Source organism: Methylobacterium sp. WL12 (assembly GCF_008039475.1).
Taxonomy (GTDB): Bacteria; Pseudomonadota; Alphaproteobacteria; order Rhizobiales; family Beijerinckiaceae; genus Methylobacterium; species Methylobacterium cerastii.
In genome coordinates this window covers 1-6,084 of record NZ_VRUW01000146.1, presented here as the reverse complement: position 1 = coordinate 6,084, position 6,084 = coordinate 1, and the positions used below count along the sequence as shown (strand labels likewise).

The 6,084-nt window shown below is 65.5% G+C and carries 10 protein-coding genes and 1 pseudogene; 7 read left to right on the top strand and 4 right to left on the bottom strand.

From position 1 onward, the window contains the following. Nucleotides 1-557 precede the first annotated feature (557 nt). The 3 genes from FV226_RS26500 to FV226_RS26490 are packed head-to-tail and all read right to left on the bottom strand — an operon-like array spanning nucleotide 558 to nucleotide 1,546. On the bottom strand, nucleotides 558-749 hold the full coding sequence (locus tag FV226_RS26500) for a hypothetical protein (protein ID WP_147765270.1): 192 nt from the start codon (nucleotides 747-749) through the stop codon (nucleotides 558-560). A gap of 4 nt (nucleotides 750-753) precedes the next feature. Then, the gene (locus FV226_RS26495) at nucleotides 754-1,287 is read right to left on the bottom strand and encodes a hypothetical protein (protein ID WP_147765269.1); all 534 of its coding nucleotides are present in this window, start codon (nucleotides 1,285-1,287) and stop codon (nucleotides 754-756) included. A 4-nt stretch (nucleotides 1,288-1,291) separates the two neighbouring features. Beyond that, a complete protein-coding gene (locus FV226_RS26490) occupies nucleotides 1,292-1,546 on the bottom strand; it encodes a helix-turn-helix transcriptional regulator (RefSeq protein ID WP_147765271.1) in 255 nt (84 codons plus the stop codon). Between the two features lie 116 nt (nucleotides 1,547-1,662). Here FV226_RS26490 and FV226_RS26485 point away from each other — a divergent pair, with 116 nt between their 5' ends. The 7 genes and pseudogenes from FV226_RS26485 to FV226_RS26455 form a co-directional block, all read left to right on the top strand. Further along, nucleotides 1,663-1,983: a hypothetical protein gene (locus tag FV226_RS26485; protein ID WP_147765268.1), complete on the top strand. Its 321-nt coding sequence runs from the start codon at nucleotides 1,663-1,665 to the stop codon at nucleotides 1,981-1,983. Nucleotides 1,984-1,993: 10 nt separating this feature from the next. Continuing rightward, nucleotides 1,994-2,206, top strand: a complete 213-nt coding sequence (locus tag FV226_RS26480; RefSeq protein ID WP_147765267.1) for a hypothetical protein — start codon at nucleotides 1,994-1,996, stop codon at nucleotides 2,204-2,206. A gap of 116 nt (nucleotides 2,207-2,322) precedes the next feature. Beyond that, nucleotides 2,323-2,766 carry a hypothetical protein gene (locus FV226_RS26475; protein WP_147765266.1) on the top strand — a complete coding sequence of 148 codons (444 nt, stop codon included), beginning with the start codon at nucleotides 2,323-2,325 and terminating at the stop codon, nucleotides 2,764-2,766. A 62-nt stretch (nucleotides 2,767-2,828) separates the two neighbouring features. Then, nucleotides 2,829-3,461, top strand: a complete 633-nt coding sequence (locus FV226_RS26470; protein WP_147765265.1) for a hypothetical protein — start codon at nucleotides 2,829-2,831, stop codon at nucleotides 3,459-3,461. 164 nt (nucleotides 3,462-3,625) lie between these two features. After that, nucleotides 3,626-4,951 (top strand): hypothetical protein, encoded by a 1,326-nt coding sequence (locus tag FV226_RS26465; RefSeq protein ID WP_147765264.1) that lies wholly within the window; start codon nucleotides 3,626-3,628, stop codon nucleotides 4,949-4,951. 3 nt (nucleotides 4,952-4,954) lie between these two features. Then, nucleotides 4,955-5,368: a hypothetical protein gene (locus FV226_RS26460; RefSeq protein WP_147765263.1), complete on the top strand. Its 414-nt coding sequence runs from the start codon at nucleotides 4,955-4,957 to the stop codon at nucleotides 5,366-5,368. A 51-nt stretch (nucleotides 5,369-5,419) separates the two neighbouring features. Further along, nucleotides 5,420-5,958, top strand: a pseudogene (locus tag FV226_RS26455) (IS3 family transposase); the annotation flags it as partial. 31 nt (nucleotides 5,959-5,989) lie between these two features. On the opposite strand, the gene FV226_RS29115 reads toward FV226_RS26455, so the two are convergent. Beyond that, nucleotides 5,990-6,084: IS3 family transposase (locus tag FV226_RS29115; RefSeq protein WP_348643097.1), on the bottom strand; the 95-nt coding region annotated here is incomplete at its 5' end.

Genomic DNA, 6,084 nt, shown 5'->3' with positions numbered 1-6,084 from the left:
CCGCACGATGATCATTCTGGTGTGGACGCAGGGCGCTTTGTCGACCGCACAGGCCGATTTGGGATTGATCCTTTCCCTGTCAGCACGCCGCAGCACGACGTCGGGCCGCCGCAGCACGACGTCGGGCTAGAAAAGCATCTCGTCACCGCAAAACATCCAGATCGGCGCACGGTCATCCCCTCGGTCAGCCGGCCTTCAGGAAGACGACGCGACCGAAATACAACGCCGAGCCTCCACCGAGCGCTTACCCTGATCCGACGGCCGGTTGGCCTGCATCAGCATGGCGGCCGCGAAGCCGCAGAGGGACAGCGACGTGATCCAGAGAAGGGCTCGTGCGGTCCGCTTGGTACGCTTTGACATGCCAGCGAGCGTGTCGGCTCGTAGTTAGCAGGCGCTTAATGGATCGCTGAGGGCGAGGCAGGCCCGTTCCCCGATCTGATCACGGGGCGACGGGTGCTTCGTTCATCTCACTACTAGCCGGGCCAGGGCTCGGCTTTCGAGAAAAGCATCTTTGCTTGTTTGCCAACAGGTCAATACGCTGTTGGGCGAGACAGTGCTTAAGCTCGCTTGCGCCCCTTGGAAGGTGCCCGAGGCTGGTCGTTCGCGACAGCAGGCCCCGCCAAGACGTGTGGCACGTAGCGGCTGTGCACGGCAGCCTTGATGTCCGGATCGGCAAGCGCCTCGCGCAGATAGCCCTTGGCCCGCTCTTCAGCGGTCTCGGCCAGCACTGCCAGTTCTTCGAACGTCATGGCCTCATTCCCTCAGGTCAATAGGATTGGCCTCGGCCTCCTCGATGTCAATTGCGGCTGATGGCAAGCGCATGGCTTTCCATGCCTTCCGCCCTGCCGAGGCGCGTGTCGACATGACGGCGTATCCGCAGCGTTCGATGGTCTGCCGGATCGCCTGGAACTTGAGCAGGGCTTTCTTGGGTAAGCGCTCGTCATAGGTGAACCATACGAACTCGTCTGGCCCTATCATCGAGAGGAGCCCTTTGAGACCAGTAAGGACACTAACAAGGGTCGCTTCCCGATCCTCAGGATTGACGATGAAGCCAGTATCCTTGCCGCTCCAGAAGAGGTGCTCCCCGCCAGTTGCGCCATCGGCCTCAACGATGTGGAAATAGAGTTCAGAGAGCCCTCCAGGTAGCACATCTAGTCCTACGGCTGCCGAGTAGTTCAGAGGCTCGGCATCGTCATGACCGATGTTGATGATGGCAATGCCCGAGACACCGGCTTGGAAGACTTGGACCCGAAAAGCCCCCTGACTAACGGTGCAAACGAAAGCCACCGCCTCAGTGCTCGCCCTGCGCACCGTCCGCTCGCACTCGGAACCTGACGCCAGCCCCGCCCCCGTTCTCGGGCGTGAAGTCGATCCCAGCGTCCCGTAGGGCGCGCTCGATGCCCGCGAGATTATTGTGGCTCGGCACGCGACGCCCCCTCTCGAAATCCCGGACGGTTGAGAGGCCGAGGTGTGACGCCTCCGCCAACTGCTCCTGCGACCAGTCCAGAAGGGCGCGCGCTGCGCGAGACAAAGCGGGGGTGAGCATGCCAGCAAGATAGCACGTCATATTTTTTCGTCAATCGTCGGACAAAGGCATTGACAGGCGACGGTCATATCTTCAATCTGATTTTCAACGAAATCATATGACGAAGAGCCGCCCCGATGCGCTACGCCAACCTCATCCCCCACTCGCACATCGCCCGCGCTGCTGATCCTCGCCTGACCGCCGACGCCCGCCGCGCCTTCATCACCTCCCGCGCCGCTATCGTCGCCGCCACCGAGAGCGCCAAGCGCTTCGCCCGCACCGAGGCCCTGACCCGCCGTGATGGCACGTTCGATCGCTCCGCCATCATGCGCGCTGCGACCCGCGCCGCTCAGGCCCGCATGGAAGTGACCGGCGACGCATGTGGCGTGTGCATGTCCTACGCCCTCAAGGGTGCCTGGGCTGCCGCCAAGGCTTCCCGCCTCGTCCGCGCGCACTGAGGCCGGACCGATGGTCTCCGACCTGATCCGCTCCCCTGCCGTCCGCCTGCTGCATGCCCGGCAGGATCACGCGATCTGCCTGCGCCTTGCGGCCTCCTACCGGCTCCGCATCGCTGCCGGCGAGACTGACCAGCGCGCGGCCCATGCCTGGGCGCTCGGCCTTGCCCGCCGCTGGCGCTTGCTGGCGAGCGAACTGAGCCAGCCCTGCGCTCTGCCGGGCTGATCGGCCCGCCCCTTTCCCTTCGCCATCCCTGCGCCTACGACGCCTATCAGGTCGCCCCCGAGGGCAAGGCGTCGGTCATTGCCAACGACGACTACGACGCCGCTACGGACGCCCTGGTGACTACGCCTTGCGCCTCCCGGTTCGGGGCGCTCGCCCTGCTCGGGCACCTGCGCTGGTGGCTTGGCGAGGAGACGGAGTTCTCGGCCGCCCATCAGCCTGGCTACGGCATCGCCGAGGCCCGCGTCGCGGACCTGACCCTGTTCCTCGGCAGCAACCTGCCGCCCGTCACGATCCTCTATGCCTTCCCATCGGGTCGCCTGCCGCCCTCGCCGGCTCGCCTGCTGCCGGGCGTTGATCGCTACAGCCAGCATGCGGCGCTTGCCCCGGCAAACGAAGCCCTGCCCGGCGAGGACGAGCCTTGGCAGGCCGTCGCCGCGATCCGTCCCGACACCGCCTTCGCCCATGGCCGGCGCTTCATCAGCATGGCCGGCGAGCTGCTGGCCGCCGTCGCGATCATCGGCGGCGGCTGCGTGCTCACGGGGCTCGCCTCCCTACTCTGAGCCCTGTCCTTTTCGGAAAGGCTGCATGTCTATCGAGCTATCAAGTTTAAGAGTACACTCCAATGCGAGCGATCAAGATACTACAACGAAGCCCCTCGAAGCCGACCCTGCGCGAGCGGCTTGTAGGGATGAAGGCCAAGGCCGAGGGCATCACGCCCGAGACCAACCAAGGCCGTCGCGCCATGCTGGCGGGCTCCATGGCCGCTGCCCTGCCGCTGCCAGCGCTGGCCGCCTCGGCGCCGGTCGCGAGCGACGGTCGCGCCGACTATCTCGCTCGTCTGCTGAACGCCTACGCCGAGGACCGGGCGTCCAAGCCTATCGGCAGCGGCGGCCGCATCGGCTCTGTTGAGGAGGAAGCCTGCCGCCTCGTGTTGTGGCGGTGCTGGGATCTCTGTGAGGAAATCTTAGCTCTGCCGACGCCGCGGGCCTTCGACGGTCTCGCGCTCGCAGCCTTGGCTGCAACGATCGAGCTAGAGGTCTCTCTCTGCGGCAGCGAGGACCGGCAGATGAAGGCGGCTGTCGCCCTTACCCGCGCCGTGCTCGCCATCACCGGAACGGCGCTGCCGCCGGGATTTGCGGGCTTTGGGGATGAACCGGACTCCATGGCTCGGGATGCCGTGCTTTTTAGAGCCCAGGGCAGCCTTCCGGCCTGGGCCATCGCTGAGGCCGAAGCTGAGGCATCTGACGACGCCTAACGCCGCCCGCTCTCGGCGGGTCGGCCCCGCCGGGCATCCCTTCATCACAGGATCACAGGAGTACGCCCGTGCCCTCTCTCAGACTGTCCAATCCCTTCCGCCGGGGCGCTGACCGCCCTTCCCTGAAAGAGCGCGCCGCTGCCCTCAGAGAGACCGCCGACCGCGTGACGAGCGGGACCAAGCCGGACCCGAAGGCCGTTCCCGACGCGCCTGACGCGCGAGCCTTCGCCGTTGAACAGGCCGCGCTTATTGATCTGTCAGCTCTGAGCGTCACGCAGCTTGGAGCGTTGTTTGATCGGTTCGACGCGGCCTCGAACGCATGGTGCACCGAACTCCACCTCCCCTACGCCAACGGGAGCAAGGGCGAATTCCGGGTCAACACCGCCGCGGGCGACTTGCTGGAACGTGAGCAGGAGCGCGTTGCGGAGATCCGGGATCGCATCGCGGCTGAGATCGACCGTCGCCAGCCTGCGAACGAACGGGACGCTAACACCCAACTCGAAACGCTCATCCGGCACGAGCTGATGTGCAACGGCGACCTGCGCGATCCTGCTATTCGCGCCCGGATCGAAGCCACTTGGGGCGTCGCCCCGACCTCTGATGCGGCGGCCGAGAGCATGGCGCATCCTATGCCGACAGGACCGGAGCCGACCACTAGCCTTCTGGCGATGGGGCGTGAGTTCGATACCGCCCATGCAACGTGGCGCAAGGCTGTCGAAGCCAACCGAGAGCCAAACCAGCGCTTCACGGCTCTCATAGAGGCCGCGAAGGCTCGTGGTGGCCCGAGCAAGGCGGACCTTCAGGCCGCCTACGCCCTCCCCGGTGTTTCAGACGCTCGCGACATTGAGGAAAAGGCATTCGAGACGGCCGGTGAACTCTCCCTGACAATCCTCAAGCTACCAGCTCGCACGTTGGGCGACTTGGCGGTTCAGGCCCGTGCGGTGATCCCGCACGTCTGGGCGCAGGGGGCTTACGAAGAGGACGGGCTGCCCGACGCCGACGAGAATATCGACAAGGAGGCCGTGCGGTCTCTCATCGAAAGCTGTTGTGCGGTGGCCAGCGTGGATTGGCGCGGATCATCGGTCATGGCCGGGGCCGCCAGCGCCACCGATCACGGCAGGAAGCCAGATCCGTTCGGAAACATCTTTGCAGGCATCGACTTCTCGGCGATGTCGATGCGAACGCTCGACACGCTCCGCGAGCATGCTGTTGTGCTCAGCGATATCTCTTATGGGCTGGCCGCTCAGCCGCGGTCTCGTCCCGACGACGAGAACCAGACCAACGAAGCCGGAGACTTCGTGGTGCGCCTTGCGGAGGCTCTTGGAGGCGTTGTTAGTCGCTGTGTCGATGAAGCCCGCCGTCGCCAACCTGACAGTGTGACCGACCGCGAAATCCGCATCAGAACCCTGGCGCTCGCCACCGTAGAGAACGGCGACGCCGCTGAGACGAGGGCGTTTGCCCGCGAACTCCTCGCACTGGTGGACGCCTGACCCATGGACAACGTCATCGCCTTCCGCCCGCGCGCCGTGGCGCCGCACGTCCCTCCGGCACCCTCGCCGGCCGAGACCCGACGCGTGATCGAGGAAGCGGCGCAGTCCGCCCTCGACACCGCGGACAACCTGCTCGCGATCCTCGACCGCATGGACGGGGACACCGACGCCGAGGACGGCGGGGACGCGGAACCCTCGTTGGCCGCCCCCGAGAACCACCACGGCAGTCAGGTCGTATGGATGCGCGGCAACGATGCGGACCAGGAGGCCGAAGTGTCTGAGACCGTGCTGCCGGAGGTGGTGATCCCGTTCGTGCCGCTTCCATGGGGCGGCAGGGGCAACATCATTTCGGCGGCCGGCGTGGCGCTGCTGGAGATGGTTGAGAGGTGGCTCGGGGAATCTGCACAGTGGGGCTGAGTGGAGTTTCTGCCTGACGGCGGCCAGGATGGCTGCGGATCAGGAGCAATGATGAGCAAGCGACAGCGCCGGAACCACCTCCCGGCCTTCAAGGCGAAGGTGGCTCTGGCTGCCCTGCGAGGCGAGAAGACCCTGGCTGAACTGGCTCAGCAGTTCGATGTCCACCCTAATCAGATTACGATTTGGAAGGCTCAGCTTCTCGACGGGGCCGCCGGGGTGTTCGGAGCCGCGGCCAGGCCGGAGGCGGCACCAGCCATCGACGTGAAGACGCTGCACGCCAAGATCGGCGAACTGACGCTGACCAACGATTTTTTGTCCGGCGCGCTCGGCAAGGCCGGTCTTCTGAGCGCAAAGCGATGATCGATCGCGGGCACAATCTCCCCATCGCCGGCCAGGCCAAGGCGCTCGGGTTCAGCCGGGGCAGCGTCTACTACCTGCCACGACCGGTCTCGGTAGCCGATCTCGCCGTGATGCGGCGGATGGACGAACTGCATCTCGAACTCCCCTTCGCAGGCAGCCGGATGCTGCGTGACCTGCTGAACAAGGAGGGCATCGCCATCGGGCGCTGCCATGTCGCGACGCTGATGAAGTGATCCTCCCCCGGTTCCACGGACACGGGGTTTAGCTCGCGTTCCGTTCGGCTTGCTCGGGTGTGATGTATCCGAGGGCCGAGTGGATGCGCTGCCGATTGTAGTAGCCCTCGATGTAGGCGAACA